This is a genomic window from Sutcliffiella halmapala (genome assembly GCF_050107295.1).
GTDB classification, from domain to species: Bacteria; Bacillota; Bacilli; order Bacillales; family Bacillaceae_I; genus Sutcliffiella_A; species Sutcliffiella_A halmapala_A.
This window is the reverse complement of the sequence record NZ_JBNIKR010000001.1, coordinates 580,702-596,295: the sequence shown is the minus strand read 5'-3', so window position 1 is coordinate 596,295 and position 15,594 is coordinate 580,702. Positions and strand designations below refer to the sequence as shown.

The 15,594-nt window shown below is 41.3% G+C and carries 15 protein-coding genes; 1 reads left to right on the top strand and 14 read right to left on the bottom strand.

The window, feature by feature from the left end; genetic code table 11:
* Positions 1-152: 152 nt before the first annotated feature.
* Entirely contained in the window at positions 153-605 is a 453-nt protein-coding gene (locus ACQCT5_RS02880; RefSeq protein WP_499638807.1) for a VOC family protein, read from the bottom strand.
* A gap of 579 nt (positions 606-1,184) precedes the next feature.
* On the opposite strand from ACQCT5_RS02880, the gene ACQCT5_RS02875 reads away from it, so the two are divergent.
* The gene (locus ACQCT5_RS02875; protein WP_499638805.1) at positions 1,185-1,385 is read left to right on the top strand and encodes a hypothetical protein; all 201 of its coding nucleotides are present in this window, start codon (positions 1,185-1,187) and stop codon (positions 1,383-1,385) included.
* Positions 1,386-1,788: 403 nt separating this feature from the next.
* Here ACQCT5_RS02875 and ACQCT5_RS02870 read toward each other — a convergent pair whose 3' ends face one another.
* From ACQCT5_RS02870 to nikA, 13 genes are all read right to left on the bottom strand, one after another.
* Positions 1,789-2,538, bottom strand: a complete 750-nt coding sequence (locus ACQCT5_RS02870; RefSeq protein ID WP_499638803.1) for an SDR family NAD(P)-dependent oxidoreductase — start codon at positions 2,536-2,538, stop codon at positions 1,789-1,791.
* Positions 2,539-2,636: 98 nt separating this feature from the next.
* Positions 2,637-3,980 carry a GH1 family beta-glucosidase gene (locus tag ACQCT5_RS02865; RefSeq protein ID WP_499638801.1) on the bottom strand — a complete coding sequence of 448 codons (1,344 nt, stop codon included), beginning with the start codon at positions 3,978-3,980 and terminating at the stop codon, positions 2,637-2,639.
* Positions 3,981-4,016: 36 nt separating this feature from the next.
* A complete protein-coding gene (locus ACQCT5_RS02860; protein ID WP_499638799.1) occupies positions 4,017-4,616 on the bottom strand; it encodes a YesL family protein in 600 nt (199 codons plus the stop codon).
* 36 nt (positions 4,617-4,652) lie between these two features.
* Entirely contained in the window at positions 4,653-5,669 is a 1,017-nt protein-coding gene (locus tag ACQCT5_RS02855) for a LacI family DNA-binding transcriptional regulator (RefSeq protein ID WP_499639096.1), read from the bottom strand.
* A gap of 15 nt (positions 5,670-5,684) precedes the next feature.
* On the bottom strand, positions 5,685-6,497 hold the full coding sequence (locus tag ACQCT5_RS02850; RefSeq protein WP_499639095.1) for a carbohydrate ABC transporter permease: 813 nt from the start codon (positions 6,495-6,497) through the stop codon (positions 5,685-5,687).
* 27 nt (positions 6,498-6,524) lie between these two features.
* Entirely contained in the window at positions 6,525-7,457 is a 933-nt protein-coding gene (locus tag ACQCT5_RS02845) for a carbohydrate ABC transporter permease (RefSeq protein ID WP_499638797.1), read from the bottom strand.
* A gap of 70 nt (positions 7,458-7,527) precedes the next feature.
* The gene (locus tag ACQCT5_RS02840; RefSeq protein WP_499638795.1) at positions 7,528-8,808 is read right to left on the bottom strand and encodes an ABC transporter substrate-binding protein; all 1,281 of its coding nucleotides are present in this window, start codon (positions 8,806-8,808) and stop codon (positions 7,528-7,530) included.
* 382 nt (positions 8,809-9,190) lie between these two features.
* The gene (locus ACQCT5_RS02835; RefSeq protein WP_499638793.1) at positions 9,191-10,546 is read right to left on the bottom strand and encodes an MATE family efflux transporter; all 1,356 of its coding nucleotides are present in this window, start codon (positions 10,544-10,546) and stop codon (positions 9,191-9,193) included.
* A gap of 32 nt (positions 10,547-10,578) precedes the next feature.
* Positions 10,579-11,352, bottom strand: coding sequence for an ABC transporter ATP-binding protein (locus ACQCT5_RS02830; protein WP_499638791.1), 774 nt, complete (start codon positions 11,350-11,352; stop codon positions 10,579-10,581).
* On the bottom strand, positions 11,349-12,164 hold the full coding sequence (locus ACQCT5_RS02825; RefSeq protein WP_499638789.1) for an ABC transporter ATP-binding protein: 816 nt from the start codon (positions 12,162-12,164) through the stop codon (positions 11,349-11,351). Before ACQCT5_RS02825 ends, ACQCT5_RS02830 begins: the two co-directional genes overlap by 4 nt.
* A complete protein-coding gene (nikC, locus tag ACQCT5_RS02820; protein ID WP_499638787.1) occupies positions 12,164-13,009 on the bottom strand; it encodes a nickel transporter permease in 846 nt (281 codons plus the stop codon). Before nikC ends, ACQCT5_RS02825 begins: the two co-directional genes overlap by 1 nt.
* Complete coding sequence (nikB, locus tag ACQCT5_RS02815) at positions 13,009-13,959, bottom strand: nickel ABC transporter permease (protein ID WP_499638785.1); 951 nt, start codon at positions 13,957-13,959, stop codon at positions 13,009-13,011. The genes nikC and nikB overlap by 1 nt, the downstream gene beginning before the upstream one ends.
* A gap of 73 nt (positions 13,960-14,032) precedes the next feature.
* On the bottom strand, positions 14,033-15,580 hold the full coding sequence (nikA, locus tag ACQCT5_RS02810; RefSeq protein WP_499638783.1) for a nickel ABC transporter substrate-binding protein: 1,548 nt from the start codon (positions 15,578-15,580) through the stop codon (positions 14,033-14,035).
* Positions 15,581-15,594: the final 14 nt, after the last annotated feature.

The window sequence follows — 15,594 nt, the reverse complement described above, 5'->3', positions numbered from 1 at the left end:
AAGAGCCCCAATTCTTTTATATTAATACAGAGAAATTGAGCTCTCTTTCATTACTCTATTGAAGTGCCCATTTATTGAATAAGAATTTTCTTCAAATATTCTTACTTCAGTAATGTATTTTTCAGTAAAGGCTTTTATTAAACGTCACTTACTTATTTGTTACCGAGTTGTTCCGCCAAACCGATTAGAAGTCCTTCGATTCCACGAATGTAGCAGAGCCGATACGAGTCCTCGTACTGAACCACTTCGCCAACGAGCTGAGCACCATACTTAGTGAGTCTGGATACCATTTCGTCAATGTCTTCAACGGTGAACATGACGCGTAGATAACCGAGGGCGTTTACAGGCGCAGTCCGGTGATCTGATATAGTAGGCGGGGTGAGAAATCGCGAAAGTTCAAGTCTGCTGTGGCCATCTGGGGTAACCATCATCGCAATCTCTACGCACTGAGAACCCAATCCGGTTACGCGACCAGCCCATTCACCTTCGACAGTGGCTCGCCCTTCGAGGTTCAAGCCAATCTCCTCGAAGAAAGAGATTGCGTCATCAAGGGATTCTACAACAATGCCGACATTATCCATTCTTAGTAATTTGTTTTTTTCCATAGTTTTATCTCCTTATGTGTAAAAATCTATTATCTGATCATCTTCATAATTATTCTATTAAAAAGTTACAAATTCCTTTCTTTCAAAAAACACCTTTGTGAAATTGGGTTTTCTTGTATGTCATATATCATCTTGTTAATGAACAACATTTCGTAAACCCTCTACTATTGGAATATTCGCGAACCTTATTTCGTGAATGCCATCATATTCAAATAGTTTCAAAAATTCGATACCGTAGTTGCTATTCGATAAAACAACTTCGACTTCCCCACAAAACATTGCTTCCCTATACTCCATTAAATGGCCGAATAAGAAAAAATCCTGTTGATGAAGATACAACAAGATTTTTATCAATCTTTATTATATTTGCTCAAACTTTATTTTATATAATCGAACTTTGTTTTAAACGGTCATCAATACGTAACTCTATCCTTTGACTCTTCTATACTACCTTGCAGTCCCATAAATAACTGACTTTATTCAGTTCCATTCAAAAGCTATCACACCTGATTGTTCATAATCTCTTTTGTAATTTGGGTATATTTTTTACATAGAAAGAAACAAAATGGAGAAATTATAATGAAAGCTAATAAATATGAGGTGATGGTCATGTCAAGCCAACGAGAACATAAGGAAAAGAACCAATATCACAACCAAGAAAAGAGTAAGCATTCCGAACAACATCCTCCATACTTTGCCCCTTCCTTACCAAAGGATACCATCATTCTTGATGAAGATATGTCAAGAAATGCAACAAATGTTGATGATATTGAAAGGTAGCTTATCGTAATAGACTGAAAACAAAAATAAGAATGTTACAAATTAACCAAACCTTTTATATAGAATAAAGAAATATCTGGAGAATCCGAAGATGTTTTTAACATATTCATCTAAAGCTTTGAAATATAGTTAGATTAAAGAACCGTAACGAACCTTACTTAATAACACAGGAAAACACTCCATTTTGCAAAAGATAAAAATGGAGTGTTTTCCTGGTGTATAGTTTTATAAAATGAATGTTCGCTAAATATTACTCTTGTAAACACTTTAATTTGATTTGGAGAAATAATTAACTTTATTTTTTTGCCAAATCTCACATAGGCACACCATACACTATAACGAATTACAGAAACAAAATAATCATAAACATATTCTGATTTATAACTCCATCATTATCCTCTTTTTATATTCCATATGTGTTGCCTCCATTTACGGAGAGGGTTTGGCCTGTGATGAAGCTAGAATCTTGGGATGCTAAAAAGAGGACTGCTGACCCGATATCCTGTGGTAGGCCGATTCTTTGGAGCGGTACTCTTTTAACATAGTCTCTAGGATCGATACCTTCATGTCTTTCCACTGGGATAAACCCAGGATGGATAAGGTTTACTGTAATCCCATGAGGCCCTAGCTCGCTTGCCCAAGATCTGGTCATTCCAAGCTGGGAGGATTTTGCTGTTACATAGCTGGAGAAGTTCGGATTCCCGATTTGGACAACTTCGCTTCCAATATTGATAATTCTACCTTCTTTCTTTTTCTTCATCCCTGGTAGCACTGCTTTTGTGAGAAGGAGTGGAGCTTTGACGAAAAATGCCAACTGATCCAAATAATCATCCCATGTACTTTCCTCAATAGAGAGCTCAGGCTGTGGGCCGGTTGCATTGTTCACCAATATATCGATTGTATTTCCGCTAAATTCTTCCGCTTTCTGAATAAGCTTCCTCACCATCTTCTCATTCGTGATGTCTGCTTGAATGGCAACAGCTTTTCCTCCAGACGCTCTGATATTTCGAACCGTTTCCTCCGCATGCATAGAATTATTGGCATAATTGACTATGACAGTAGCTCCAGCTTCGGCCAAAGCAGCACTTATTGTTTTCCCAAGACCCCTCGAACCACCAGTTACCAGTGCTATTTTACCTGCCAATTTCCCCATCCTTACAGCCTCCTCCAAAAATATCAAAATCCACTTTCTTTTCCTTCTATTAAATAAGCAAGTAGAAAATTTTTTTCTACCTGCCCCAATCCCAATTCTTATACCTCAAACCAATTTTTATCGATCGTTTGTTTATACCAATAGAAGCTGTCTTTCTTTGTTCTCTCCAATGTCCGGTAGTCTACATGGACAATACCGAAATGCATGCTATACCCTTCCGCCCATTCAAAATTATCTAAAAGGGACCAAGTAAGGTAGCCTTTAATATTGACGCCGTTCTCTATACTTCTATTCAAAGCGACAAGATGCTGTTTCAAATAGTCTATTCTTCCTTCATCTTTCACACGGCCATCTACAGGCCCCTCATTATAGCAGGAACCATTTTCCGTAATATAAATAGGAATCGCCCCGTATTTTTCACCGATATACGTCAGGACTTTGTAAAACCCTTCCGGATACACATTCCATCCAATATCAGTCTTTTGATAGCCTTGATCGACTCTTTCATGATCAAATAACCCCTCATTTTCTTTAAAACGGCCTACACTTCCGGTATAGTAGTTGATTCCCAAGAAATCAATCGGCTGATTAATAATATCCATATCGCCCTCTTCTATATTGACATGCACACCTTTTTTCTCCAGCCACTCAACCATAAAATCCGGATAGGTCCCTTTAAAAACGGGATCAAAGAACCATTCAATAAACCAGCCACCAGCTCTTCTGCACGCATCAATATCTTTTTGGCTTTTTGAATAAGGTTCGTTCCATTCCACATTAGGCGCATAACCTATCTGCCCTTCCGTCGCAAGCTCCCTAAAAAGTTTGACTGCTCTTCCATGTGCAACATGAAGATGATGCGCGACATTGACCGCCAGCTGCAAGTCACGATTTCCAGGTGCATGGACCCCAATATAGTTTGATAGAAAAGACACACACCAAGGTTCATTGAAGGTAATCCAATGCTTTATTTTACCGTTGAACTCTTTGAACATTACTTCTGCATAGGCTTCAAAGGCTTCGATAGTTGCACGGTTATCCCAGCCGCCATTATCTTGCAACGCCTGTGGCAAGTCCCAATGGTAAAGCGTACACATCGGTTCAATGTCATTGGCTAACAGCTCATCTACAAAGCGGTGATAGAAATTCAGCCCTTCCTGATTCACTTCCCCTGTACCATTCGGGAAAATTCTTGGCCACGAAACCGAAAACCGGTACATATCGATGCCAAGATCCTTCATAATTTGAATATCCTCTTTATACCGATGATAGCTGTCGCAGGCTACATCCCCGTTATCACCATTAACTATATTACCAGGCGTTTTGGAGAAGGTATCCCAGATGGATGGGCCTCTTCCACCTTCATTATAAGCACCTTCAATTTGATAGGAAGCAGTTGCTGTTCCCCATTTCATCTCAGCGGGGAATTGAATGATTGCCATTTACATTACCTCCGTTTTACTTATACGATTGTCATCTTAAGTATTCATTTCAATTTCAAAAGACTTGCTGCACATGGAGTACGTGAGAAAAGCAAGAAGACTTCCCGAAACCAGGAAAAGAAGTGGTACGAAATAAACTGCGACTATCATAGTTGCTATGGTGATTGAGCAAAGAAGGGTGGTTCCCATCCTTCCTATAGAAAGAAGTAAACTATTCTTAAAGACCGCTTTTATCGGTAATTCATAGTTTGCTAAAACGGGAAAGAGATGGATGGTAGTAAACAGATATATCATTCCACAGAACAAAAGCAGGGACATGAAAAGTAGTTTCCCTTCAAATTGTATCTGAATTAAAATATAGAAATCTATTAACAACACCATACCGATCAAACTCCAAATTGCACCTACAAGAAAGTTTTTCTGCCAATTCTCTTTCAACATCTTCAGGAATGGCTTTACAGAACCGTAGTCGATTCCTTCCGTCTTCCATTTTCTTACCACACCAAACATAGCTACAGTAGCTGGATAGATTGGGATAATGAGCAGACAAAATAACAACCAAACGATGTTTAACATAAGAAAAGCTGTAAATATTTCCAGCACTCGATAAAAATTGTTCCTCGCCGTATCTATCATTCTTTACCCCCTCCCAATATCTTTCTGAGCTTGTAGCTACGATTTCCTAATAACTAATTCCGGTTCTACAAGTGCAGACTTTATTCCTGCAAGTCCATTGATTAAATCATTCAGCATATAGGCTGCCAATTTCCCGATTTTCTCTTTATCCTGTCTTACTGTGGATAGTTGCGGGTCACTATAGCGACACGCTTCAATATCATCACAGCCGATTAATCTTATATCGTTTGGTACAGTAGCATCCGTTTCTCTAATCGCTCTTAATGCTCCTAATGCCATCATGTCTGATGCTGCAAAGACAGCTTTTGGAAGAGAATCCGATTGCAGAATACTTTTCATGGCTTCATAGCCGCTCTCTTCGTAAAAGGTCCCATATTGGATCCACTCTTCTTTTACAGGCAACCCAAACTGTTTCATAGATTGGAGAAAGCCTTCTCTTCTTAATTCTGCTATGACAGAATCTTTTTTACCGCCAATATAAGCTATATCTCTAATGGATTGTAAATAAAAGTATTCTATGACTTTGGCCGAAACCTTCGTATTATCTGTCATCACATAGCTGGAATTGGGTCCAGTAATCGGTATATCAACCCCAACGCACGGAATTTCACTTTGAACCAGCTCATGAACAGCAGATTCAATTTCTTCCCCTGCAATGATTAGACAGCCATCCACATGGAAGTGCCGGCATCTCGCCAAGTAGCTCCCATTGTCCTGCTGAAATTTTTCATTGGAAAAAATAAGGATGTCATATCCAAGCGATCCAACCGCTTTTTTGAAGGCAGTTACCACTTCATTGAAAAATGGGTGATTAAAATCAACGTTTATTTTTCCGGCATAGATCAGGCCGATCAAGTTCGATTTTTTCGTTGCCAACGCCTTTGCAGAATACGTTGGCTGATAACCGGTATTTTCAATGATATCAAGGACTTTTCGTTTTGTTTGTTCATTGACACCTTGATAGTTGTTCATTATTTTTGAAACAGTGGCAGGAGAAACCCCCGCCATCTTTGCAATATCTCGTATCGTTAAATTCATGGATATCCCTCTTATCTTCTTCCTTATTGATTAACTTTTCACAGCTCCCTGTGTCAAGCTCGATATGAACATTCTATTAAACAATAAAAATACAATGACAAGAGGCACTGTTGCCCAGAATGTTCCAGAGATAATCATACCATTGTCTCGAACATAGTTGTCAATAAGCGTACGGATCGCAATTTGAATGGTATGGGACGATTCTTCGCGCAGAACGACAAGCGGCCATAAAAAGTCATTCCACATATACATGAATTTAATAATAGCCAAGGTCGCAAAGGCAGGCAGAATTACCGGGACTACAATGTTCCAATAGGTTCTGAAATTAGAACAACCATCTATTTTGGCAGCTTCTAATAAATCATCAGGAACAGCACTTTTAATGTATTGTCTCATCCAGAAGATTCCGAATGCATCAATCAGTCCCGGGACGATTAACGCTTTCAGATCGTTCAGCCAGCCCAGTTTTGTAATAATATAATAAGTAGGAATCAATCCTAATTGCGGCGGGATCATCATCGTGACAAGTATTGCCATAAACAGGACATTCTTCCCTTTAAAATGAAATTTCGCAAAGGCAAAGCCTGCTAAGGAGCAAAGGAACAACACGCCGATTGTTGTAACAGAAGCGACTATCAGCGTATTCAGGATTGCGCCAAAAAAGTCGATGTTCGCCAAGACGTTCGTAAAATTTGTGACGAGCTCACTTCCTGGAACAATAGCAGGCGGAACTTTATTAATGGCACTATTATGGTTGGTTGCCATGACAAACATCCAATAAAACGGAAATACCGAAAGGATGGCCGATGCAAATAAAAGAAAATATAGAAATAGTTTTGACATTGAGAACCTTTTCATCACATCCACCTCCTATTTACCAATTCTGTTTGCAATGAGCATGTTAATGGAAGAGAAGATAATAATAATGACGAACAAAATCAGTGCGGTTGCCGATGCTGGACCAAAAGCCATATTTACAAAAGCTTCTCTCCATAAATACAGAACAACAGTCATTCCCTCTTCCCTGAATGTTCTTCCTAAGAAAACGAGTGGTTCAGCGAATATTTGCAAGGATCCGATCGTTGATAAAAAAACGGTGAATATAATCACCGGCTTCAGCATCGGAACGGTAATATAGCGAATTTGCTGATAAACGGTAGCTCCATCTATTTTTGCCGCTTCATACAAATCATTAGGGATACTTTGCAATCCTGCCAAATAGATGATCGTGTTATAGCCGACCCAGCGCCAAAAAATCATCGTTGCAATCGCTATTTTTACTCCCCATTCCGTAGTCCCCCAGGAAACAGGATCTATTCCGAACCACCCAACGATAATATTCACTAAGCCAAAGTCTTGATTATTGAACATAATTCCAAAAACAATCGCTACTGCAACCGTGGAGGTTACATACGGCAAAAATATAGAAACACGGAACAGGTTTTTGAAACGTACAACAGCTGAATTCAAAGCGAATGCCAATAAAATGGCAACAATCAATTGCGGCACTGTTCCAAGAACCCCGATCATGATTGTATTAGCTAAAGACTTCCAAAATAAAGCGTCTCCCAGAACGAGCTCAAAGTTGCGCAGCCCGACAAATTCCATTTCCCCAAATCCATTCCAACGTTGAAAACCTAGATAAAAACTGAATAAAATTGGAAATAAGCCAAATATGGCAAAAAGTATAAAAAAGGGGGAGATATATAAGTAAGCAGATATCGCATCTTTTGTCTTCTCTGTTAATTTTCTTTTTGGAGGCGGGAGTTTTTCATGTACCGGCTCTGTTTGAAGTATTGCCATCTTCATCCTCTCCTTTCATTAATATGGACTACCTAGGCAGATTATTGCCTAGGTAGCCTTTTTCTGACAATTACTGCCTTTCTAGCTGGGCTTCAATTCTTTTAATTGCTTCATCCCATTCCTTTTGCGGATCCGCTTTGTTTACAGCCACATTCGTTAATGCAGTGATAAGCTCAGCATTTACAATTGGATAATATTTGCCCATGTAGACAGGTTTCACTGATTCTGCAGCTTCTGCAAAAATATTGGCAGTTGGAAGATCGTTGAAATATTCATCTGTAAAACTTGTAAACTCATCCTGTGTGTATACGGATGGAGCAGATGGGAATAACCCGTTATTGGAGAATGATTTCAGCTGCTGCTCAGGCGCTGTCAGCCATTCAATAAACTCGTAAGCTTCTTTGGGGTGCTTTGTTTCTTTTGGAATCGCAATAAAGGATCCGCCCCAGTTTCCTGCTCCTTCCGGCATTGTTGTTACACTCCAGTTTCCACCTGCATCTGGAGCATTCCCTTTGATAACAGCTACCATCCACGATGGAGCAAGCAAGGTACCATAGCTTCCTTCGGCCATCGCACCGCCCCACTCAGGAGACCAAAGGGCATTCTGGCCAACTAACCCTTCTTGAATAAGTTTTGTTGTAAAATCATAAGCTTCTTTTACGTATGGAGAATCTTCAATAATCAATTCATCTTTTTCATTGAAATACTGTTCTGGCGCCTGGTCACGCACAGCGTTGAACAGTAATTCCGGGCCATCGACGATATTTTTTCCTGTTTTTTCTTTTATCGTTTTTGCTAATTGATGAAACTCTTCCCACGTATCCGCTAAGGCAGCAACCTCTTGCGGATCAGTCGGCAATCCAGCCTCTTCAAATACATCTGTACGATAATACATGGTCGTCGGCCCAATATCAGTAGGGAGACCAAGCATGAATTCACCATCTGGTGTTTGTGCATTGTTCCAAACCCAATCCAGGTAGTTTCCCTGTACATCCTTTGCCCCATAATCATTTAGATTGTAAAAGCTATCCTTCGCATCTAAAAACTTGGAAATCTGACTAACTTCAATCATCGTTAAATCCGGGGCGCCACTTCCCGCAGCAATAGAAGTAAACAGATTGTTATGCAAATCTCCCATTTCTGTAAAATTGACTTTAATATTTACATCCGGATTATCTTCCATATATTCTTCTACTAAAACATCATATCCAGCACTTCCAAAAACCCAGAAGTTCAAGTTTACTTTCCCATTTGTTTCTGTCGACGAGTCGTCTCCACTGCATGCAGCCAATGAAAAGGTTAGCAATGCTGCTGACAACCCCAAACCAAGCCATTTTTTTAGTCTTTTCATTTTCAAATCCCCCTCAATTGATTAAATAATAATGATTCACATTTAAGTAAAAAATCCCCTTCACCTTCTGTTATCCACTACCTCCCCACTAAAAATTTCTGTTATTAAATACAACACCCTAAAATTGGTTTTCTACGCAGATTCATGCTGTTAAAAAGTAATATAATATCCATATAAAAATTCATCGAAACCGGTTTACATAAATTATAAAAAAATATAATTAAATCGAACATCATGTTCACAGAAACCGCTTTCATTAATTAATACTATGCTTATTTTCAGATAATATCAATATATTTTTTCGGAATTCCATAAAAATATGTAAAGCGGTTTCTTAAAATAAGAAAAACCGGGCATAAACCGCCCGGTCTTCATCTATAAACTATTTGCTTAGCGAAAAACTTAATCGCTTCAATTGTGGAATATATAACGATAAAAATATGGAGCGTGCCAAACTGAATAATAGAAATGCCACCCATACACCGTGGTTTTGAAAAGCTGGTACAAGCACCCAAATAGCTACTAAAAATAGTATCAATGCGAAGCTGATCGAATCCCTGATCGATTTTGCATCAGTAGCTCCTGAGAAAATCCCTTCCAATTGTAACCCCCAGAATCCGGCAATCGGAAAAATCACCATCCACAGCAAATAGTCATTCACTGTACCTCTTACTTCATCAATCGTAGTAAATACTTTTACCGCTACTTCGCCGAATAAGAGCATTCCCATGGATAAGAGAACGGCGGTGCAGAAGCCCCATTGTGCTGATAATTGGCAGGCACGTTTAAAAAGAAAGGGATTATTACCACCTATCGACTTGCCGACGATAATACTGGATGCATTGGCAAACCCACCGATCAGATAGGCCATTATATAGTGAATCTGCAGCAGTATCGCGTTAGCTGCCAACGTTACCTCGCCCATTTTAGCACCCTGTGCAGTAAATATCCCGGTCATGATAAGCAAACAGACGGTCCGCAGAAATAAGTCCCGATTGATTCTTAACATTCTTATTAGCGGCTGCGACTCGACCACCATCCGCCATGTAATAGGTGACACACGGCCCCTGTTTGTTCGATAAATGAACCATCCTCCGAATAGAACAGCACTGACCTCCGCTATCAGCGTGGCATAGGCAACCCCTTCTACCCCCATTTCGAATCCTATTACGAAAAGTATGCTTAAGAGGATATTTAATAGATTCATGGTTATTTGCGTAGCCAGGGTCAGTCCGACTTTCCCCTTTCCCATCAGCCAGCCAATGAACACATAGCTTAATAGAATAAAGGGAGCACCCCAAATCCGGATGGTAAAGTAGCTTGCTGCAAAGGAGGTAACGGCCTCCCCACCTCCAAAAAGAGATAGGGCGACTTGTAAAATAGGCTTTTGAAACATAATAAAGAACAAACCGAAAATAAGGGCAATTAACATTGGCCGCAATAAGGAGAGCATCGTTTCCTTTTCATTATTCGCACCGATTGCCTGTGCTGTAAATCCACTTGTACTCACGCGGAGAAATCCCAACAGCCAGTACATCGTATTAAATATGACAGCACCAATTGCCACTCCTCCAATAGCGGACGGATCGGGTAATCTCCCGACAACAGCCGTATCAACCGCCCCTATTATCGGAGTGGAAATGCCTGAAATAATAAGTGGGAATGCCAGTGCCCAGTACTTCCGATGACTAAACGAATTTGGATCTGTTAACCCATAAGAAGATGCTGCAAGCTTCATAGCTTCTCCTCCTCTAATTCATAATAAGTTCCTTACTCCATTGAAGCTGCTTGAATCAGGTCCCTAGTATAAGGATGCCGTTCACGATGATAGAGTTCTTCCAATGGAAATTGATCGACCACCGTCCCGTTTTTTAAAACCATCATTTTTTCACATAAAAAGGTGACCGCCCTTATATCATGAGAGATAAATAGGATGGTCATGTTCGTTTTTTTCTGCAGCTCCAGCAAAAGTTGCAGTATTTGGATCTGCACGGTAACATCCAGGCTTGCTGTCGGTTCATCACAGATAAGAAGGGATGGTTCGATACTTAATGCTCTTGCAATACTAACCCGTTGCTTTTGCCCTCCACTTAATTCTCCGGGGAACCGGTCCAGCAAGTGTTTTTCGAGGCCGACCATTTCAAGAAGCCTTGATGCAATTTCTTTTCGTGATAGATTTTTCCCTTTTAAAAAAGTAGGGGCCATTTCCTTGAAATTGTCCAAAGGCTCCAATAAGCTTCTCCATATCGGAAGTTTTGGATTTAGTGTACTGTTTGCGTCCTGGAAGATCATTTGCACATTTTTCCTGTAGGAGCGAAGAAGTGATTTGTTTTTAGGAGCTATCGGTTTATCTTCAAAAGTGATAACCCCCTCTTTATAACGTTCGAGGCCGACCAGTACCCTAGCCAATGTACTTTTCCCGCTGCCGCTTTCTCCTACAATCCCCATGCATTGTCCTTTTCCTACAAAAAAGGAAACGTTATCCAATGCTTGAACACCTGTTGGATATTTGACGGATAGTCCGTCCACCACTAATTGATTCATAGCGATATCACCCTTTTTCTTGTAGCTAACGCCTCTTTTTCCGGAAGAGAAAGTAAGCAAGCGCATAATTTCTTGGTATAGGGGTGCTTATGATGACATCGAATCTGCTCGGGGAGACCTTCTTCCACTATTTCCCCTTCCTGCATGACATAGATGCGGTCTGTACGCCTATATGCCTGGGCAAGGTCATGCGTCACCATTAAAACTGCACAGCCTGTTTCTTTACGAATTTTGCTGATGTAATCCAGCACCAACTCCCCGCTCACCACATCGAGCGCACTTGTTATTTCATCACAGATGAGCAAGGACGGCTGCAATGCAAGCGACATCGCTATCGCAGCTCGTTGTACCTGGCCGCCGCTTAACTGAAACGGATAGCTTCGATAGACCCTATCGGCTTCCAGCCCCATCTCCTTAAGCACCTCAAGTGTCATTTCTTTCGCATTTTTTTTTCGGATTTTAGTATGTGTACAGATGGTCTCCACTATCTGCTTCCCTATCGAGAAAAATGGAGTAAAGCTTCCCCGGTAGTCTTGAAATATCAGACCGATTTCTTTTCCAAGCAGTTTACGGTGTTCTTTCGGTGGCATCGATAGGAGATCCTGATTTTTAAAGAGGATTTTCCCCTGCACAGTCAAATTTCCGGGAATAAGATTCATCATCGCTTTAGTCGTCATACTCTTGCCGCTTCCGCTCTCTCCAATTATCCCCACTATTTCACCTGCTGCAATGTCTACATTTACCCCAGATAAAATTGGTTTCTTCCTTGAATTTATCTGTAAATCCTGTATAGAAACTAGCAGTTCACCCATTAAAGACCGCTCCCTTTTCGAATATCAAAGAAACTTTTCAACCCATCACCGATCAGATTACAGCTGAGGACCGTCAGCATAATGGCAACTCCCGGGAAAATCATCAAAGTAGGCACCACCTGGAAGTATGCCCGTCCTTCATTAAGCATCGCACCCCATTCCGGAATGGGAGGTTGGGCCCCCAGGCCGATATAGGAAAGAGCCGAAATCAAGAGTATTACTTTGCCGATATCAATGGCAGCCATGACAATGATGTCCGGTAATACTTGAGGCAATAAATGCATGCGAATCGTCCGTAAACTGCTGGAATTGGAAATCCTTGAGACCAGTACATATTCTTTTTCTTTCTCCACAAGCACGATACTTCTGACCACTCTGGCGTAAACGATCCACCTCACCAGCACGATGGCTATCACGATGTTGGTCAAGTTGGGACCAAGAATCCCGGCAATGGCAATCGCCAGAATAAAATCAGGGAATGCCAGAATCCCATCAATCAATCTCATAAAGAAGGCATCCATCCTTCCCCCAACATATCCGGAAAAGAGTCCAATGGGTACACCAATGAGTATGGCAAACAGAATGGCAACGAGCCCCAGTCCGATTGTCAGCTTGGCACCATATATAATTCTTGAAAATACATCCCTTCCAAGCTGATCCGTTCCAAGCCAATGACTGGAGGATGGCTCTTGCAATCTATTTCCCATATCGATTTGAAAAGGGTCATGAGGAAGGAGAAATCCTCCTAAACTAGTAATTCCAACTAATAAAAGTAAAAGGAGCATACCCACTATCATAGCAGGATTTTGAATGAGCCGGTAAGGACGATTCCATGCAGATTCCATTATCCCAACTCCTTTCCATGCATAATCCTTGGATCCATCACGAGATACAATAGATCTACCATTAAATTGCTCATCACAACAAGAAACCCAACTACTATGATATAACCCTGAATAACTGGGTAATCTCGCTGCATCACCGCATTCACAATCAATTCACCCATTCCTGGCCAGGAGAAGAGAATCTCGATAACGGTCACGCCTCCAAGTAAACTCCCCATACTTAGGCCAAACATCGTCACAATCGGGATAAGACTCCCTCTTAGAGCATGAACGAATAGGATACGCCCATTTGACAATCCTCTCGCTTTTGCAGACTCCATATAGGAGCTTTGCAAAATGGAAATGAGCCTTTCCCGCAATAATTTGATATACATGGGAGCCATTGCGATTCCGAGCGTAAGAGAAGGCAGAACAAAATGGGCGAGCGTCCCTTTTCCCATTACCGGCAGCAGGTTCAGCTTTAATGAGAAAAAAGAGATGAAGAGTAGACCCAACCAGAAACTAGGAATGGAAGCACCAAGCATCGCAAACCACCTACTGAGATAGTCCGGCCATCTTCCTTCATATACAGCACCTATGATTCCAAGCGGGACAGCCAGGAAAAAGAGCACCAGTAATCCACCGGCCGATAAAGCTGCCGTTGCAGGCAATTTACTCCATATCATTTCCAAAACCGGCTGCTTGGATATGATGGATTCCCCCAAATCAAATTGGGCAACATTCCAGATCCATTGGCTGTATTGAACCAGAATCGGTTGGTCAAATCCGTACTCTTTCATCACTCTCTCTTTATCCTCCGTGGTTGAAATGACATCATCCACCTTCAAAACAGCCCGAATCGGATCTCCCGGCGTGATTTTCATCAAAAGAAAGGTTGCAAAGGATAGGACCAATACCATAATGATGAGTTGAATCAGCCTTGACCCTATTAAGGAAAGCGCTTTGCGCATACGATCACCTGCTTTTTTTTCTTATTTAACATGAAGAAAAGTGAAAGTATCCAAAGACACCTTCACCCATCCTTTATTTTACATCCATTGTGTTGGTAATTAAGTAGTACTCTTCAGACCCAGGTTTCCAATCTATCACTCTATTGTTCACCCCTACGATAATGTGGGGATGTAAGATGAATGATTGAGGTACCTCGTTCTGAATGATGGCCGAAGCTTTCTTCTGCAAGTCGTTTCTTGCTTGTGGTTCTGCTGTGCCATTTAGTTGCTTTGTTACATCATTCAGTTCTGGAATATTGATCTGACCCGGATTCAAGGAACCATTCGGTGAATAAGCAACATTAAAGAAGTATCCTCCGTCTCCACGCGGTGCTGTCAAGTTGGAATACGTCACTATATCCCACTCGTCCTGCTGCTCCCATAAATAGCTGTCAATGTTCTCCACCGTGATAATTTCCATACCTATTCCGATACCGGCAGCCTCTGCTTGCAGGTATTGAGCGAGTAATGGCAGCTCCGGTCTACCTTGATAGGTTGCGAGCTTCAAGGATAGAACCTCTCCGTCTTTTTCCAATTTCCCATCTCCATTTTTCTCGTAGCCTGCTTCTTTGAGCAAGGCTTCCGCCTGAGCAGGATCATAGCTTAAACCTTCTGCATCATTTGCAAACTCAAAGTTTGGATTGAATGGTCCATTTGCCTCAGTTGCGTGGCCATTCATGATTTCCTCTACGGCAACAGGGCGATTCACTAGCATATCCAATGCCTTTCTGACCTTCACATCTTTCAATTGCGGCTTTGCCTGATTATATAAGAAGAAATGTGTACGCAGGCTTGATACAGATTCAACCCGTAGCTTATCATTACTTTCGATCGGCTCCAGTGTTTCCGGCGGCAAATGATACGCAATATCCGCTTCTCCTGATTGCAGAGCAAGCGCCCGAACATTTCCATCGGAGTTGAACTTGATTGTTACATGGTCCAGTTTCGCTGCCCCATCCCAGTAATCTTCATACTTTTCCAGCTTGATCTCTGCTTCCGGTGTAAAATCCACCACCTGGAATGGACCGGTTGCGATCGGCTTTTCACTGATATTTTCCGCGTCCGCCTTGATGACAGCAGCGTTGGTATGTACCAATTCAGATAGAAATGCAGGGTATGCCTCCTTATTAACAAACGTAATTTCATGGCCGTCGGCTTCGATTGATTCAATTTTCAAGCTGGAGGCAATGGCTTCATTCGCTGCCAATACACGTTCAAAGGAGGCTTTGACCGCTTCAGCATCCACTGCTGTTCCATCATGGAAAGTTATCCCGTCTTTAATCTTGAAGGTCCAGGTTTTTTCGTCCTTTTGTTCCCATGACTCTGCCAGCCATGGTTGAATCTGAAGGTCCTCATCAATCCGGACCAAGGTTTCCGCTATTCCTGCACGAACACCCATCCAGTCCTGATGAGGATCTATCGTTTCGGAAGCAAAGCTGAATAGCATCGTGACAGATTTTTCACCGGAATCTTTCTTAGTCCCGCCTGCTGACTCCGCGTTCTCCTTAGAATTTGTGCAACCCGCAGTAAATGCAAAAAGAACCATCAATAGGATTGATAGAAAAAATTGCTTATTAATCATTGTTTACACTCCTT